The sequence below is a fragment of the Sphingomonas sp. 66-10 genome (assembly GCF_001897045.1).
GTDB lineage: Bacteria > Pseudomonadota > Alphaproteobacteria > Sphingomonadales > Sphingomonadaceae > Sphingomonas > Sphingomonas lycopersici.
The window spans coordinates 127,771-130,608 of sequence record NZ_MKRR01000133.1 but is presented as its reverse complement, the minus strand read 5'-3'; the positions used below and the strand labels follow the sequence as shown (position 1 = coordinate 130,608).

The following is a 2,838-nucleotide window of genomic DNA, read 5'->3' as shown; positions in this document are numbered from 1 at the left end:
TGAGCGGCGGCGGAGGGCTCGTAGTTGGCGCTAATGGCGCGCTCAGCACCGGCGCGTTGACCGTCAGCGGGCTCGGTGGAACGCTGAGTGCAGCCGCGCCGGGCGTGGCGCTCGCCAATGCGATCGACCTTAACGGCGCGGGGTTGACCCTCGCCGGCAGCAACGACCTCGCGCTAAGCGGCGCGATCGGTGGTACGGGCGGGCTGACGTTCGGCGGCACCGGGACGGTGACGCTGAACGGCGCGAACGCCTATAGCGGCGGCACGACGCTCAGCGGCGGCGGCACCCTCGCGTTCGGTTCCGATAATGCGCTGGGGACGGGCGCGCTGACGGTGAGCGGGCTCGGCGCGACGCTGAGCGCCACCACCGCAGGCCTTACCCTCGCCAATGCGATCGACCTCAACGGCGCCAATCTCACCTTCGGCGGGGCCAACAATTACACCCTGAGCGGCGCGATCAGCGGCACGGGCGGGCTGATACTGGGGGGAACCGGCGTCGTGAGCCTCACCGGCGCCAGCAGCTATACCGGAGGGGTCGGGCTCAACGGCGGCAATCTGGTGCTCGGAGACAGTATCGCGCTGGGGAGCGGCGCGCTCACCGTGGGCGTGCTCGGCGGCACGTTGAGCGCGGCGAGCCCCGGCATCGCGCTTGCGAACGCGATCGACCTCAATGGCAATCTGACGCTCGGCGGCGCCAACAGCCTCGCGCTCAACGGCACGCTCGGCGGCACCGGCGGGCTGACGCTTGGCGGGACGGGCACCGTGACGCTCGGCGCGACCAATAGCTATAGCGGTGGGACATTGCTCAACGGCGGTGGCGGCCTCGCGCTCGGCGCGAACGGCGCGCTGGGCACGGGCGCGCTGACGGTCGGTGGCCTCGGCGGGACGCTGAGCGCGGCCGCGCCGGGCATTGCATTGGCCAATGCGATCGATCTCAACGGCGCGAACCTGACGCTTGGCGGCGCCAACGATCTCGCGCTGGGCGGCGTGATCGGCGGCACCGGCGGGCTGGTGCTCGGCGGCACCGGCACGGTGACGCTCAACAGCGCGAACAGCTTTGCCGGCGGCACGATACTCGACGGTGGCGGCGGGCTGGCGCTGGGCGCGAACGGCGCACTCGGCACCGGCGCGCTGACGGTGAGCGGTGCTGGCGGCACCTTGAGCGCAGCGGTGCCCGGCATCGCACTGGCCAATGCGATCGATCTCAACGGCGCGACGCTGACGCTGGGCGATGCCAATGGCCTCACGCTCGCGGGCGCGATCGGCGGAACGGGTGGGCTGACGCTCGGTGGGACCGGCACAATCACCCTTACCGGCGCCAACAATTATAGCGGCGGGACGACGCTCAACAGCGGCGGCGGGCTGGCGCTCGGCGCAAATACGGCGCTCGGCACCGGCGCGCTGACCGTGAACGGCCTCGGCGGGACGCTGAGCGCATCGGTCCCCGGCATCGCGCTGGCGAATGCCGTCGACCTCAACGGCGCCGGCCTGACGCTTGGGGGTAGCAACAGCATCGCGCTCAATGGCGTGGTCGCCGGCACGGGTGGCCTGACGCTTGCTGGCGCCGCCGCGGTGACCCTGGGCGGTGCCAACAGCTATAGCGGCGGCACGACGCTGAGCGGCGGGGGCGATCTTGCGCTTGGCACGAACACCGCGCTCGGCACCGGCGCGTTGACGGTGAGTGGGGCCGGCGGTGCCTTGAGCGCAACGCTGCCTGGCGTCGCGGTGGCCAATGCGATCAACCTCAATGGCGCGACGCTGACGCTCGGCGGCACCAACGACGTCGCGCTCAATGGCGTTATCGGCGGTTCCGGCGGACTGGTTCTCGCGGGCGCCAATACGGTCACTCTCGCCGGCACGAACAATTATGCCGGCGGGACGACGCTCAACGGGGGCGGCGGCCTCGCGCTCGGCGCGAACGCTGCGCTGGGAACGGGTGCGCTGACGGTCGCTGGACTCGGCGGGACGCTCAGTGGGGCCGTGCCCGGCATTAGCCTCGCCAATGCGATCGATCTCAACGGCGCGAACCTGACGCTCGGCGGCGCCAACGATCTCGCGCTCAACGGTACGATCGGCGGTACCGGGGGGCTGACGCTCGGCGGGACGGGCATTGTGACGCTCGGCGCGGCCAACGGCTACACCGGCGGCACCGCGCTGACCGGCGGCGGGACGCTCGCGCTGGGTGCAACCGGCGCACTGGGGACCGGTGCGCTGACGGTGAGCGGGCAGGGAGGGACGCTCAACGCAGCGGCACCCGGCATCACCCTTGCCAATGCGATCGATCTCAATGGCGCGGGCCTCACGCTCGGCGGCGCCAACAATCTCGCGCTGGGCGGCGTGATCGGCGGGACCGGTGGGTTGACGGTCAATGGCAGCGGAATCGTGACGCTGACCGGCGCTAATAATTACACGGGCGGCACCGCGATCGACGCGGGTACGCTCGCGCTCGGCGCGGGCGGCAGCCTTGCGGCAGGCGGCGCGGTCAACCTCGCCGGCGCGACCGCAGTGTTCGATCTGAGCGCCGCGGGCTCGCCGCAGACGATCGGCACCTTGTCGGGCACGGCAGGCAGCCAGATCGCGCTCGGTGGCACCAATCTGGTGATCGGGGGGAGCACCAACAGCGCCTTTGCCGGCGTGATCGGCGGCACCGGCGGCGTGACGCTCAATGGAATCGGTGCGCTGACCCTGACCGGCACCAACACTTATACCGGCGGCACCACGATCGACAGCGGCACGCTCGCGATCGGCGCGGGCGGCAGCCTCGCGGCGACGGGCGGCGTCAACCTTGCCGGCGCGGGCGCGGTATTCGATGTGAGCGGTGCTGGATCGCCGCAGACGA

Annotated in this window: 2 protein-coding genes (1 of these 2 only partly in view); both read left to right on the top strand. The window is 71.4% G+C overall.

Annotated features, from left to right (window positions below):
• Positions 1–34, top strand: partial view of an autotransporter-associated beta strand repeat-containing protein gene (locus BGN95_RS14540; protein WP_502688297.1) — the end only. It extends 6,083 nt beyond the left edge of the window; 34 of the gene's 6,117 nt are visible here — the last part of the coding sequence; its start codon lies off the left edge, out of view; its stop codon occupies positions 32–34.
• 22 nt (positions 35–56) lie between these two features.
• Positions 57–2,838 (top strand): beta strand repeat-containing protein (locus BGN95_RS14535; protein WP_286773082.1); only part of this gene is annotated, 2,782 nt, incomplete at its 3' end.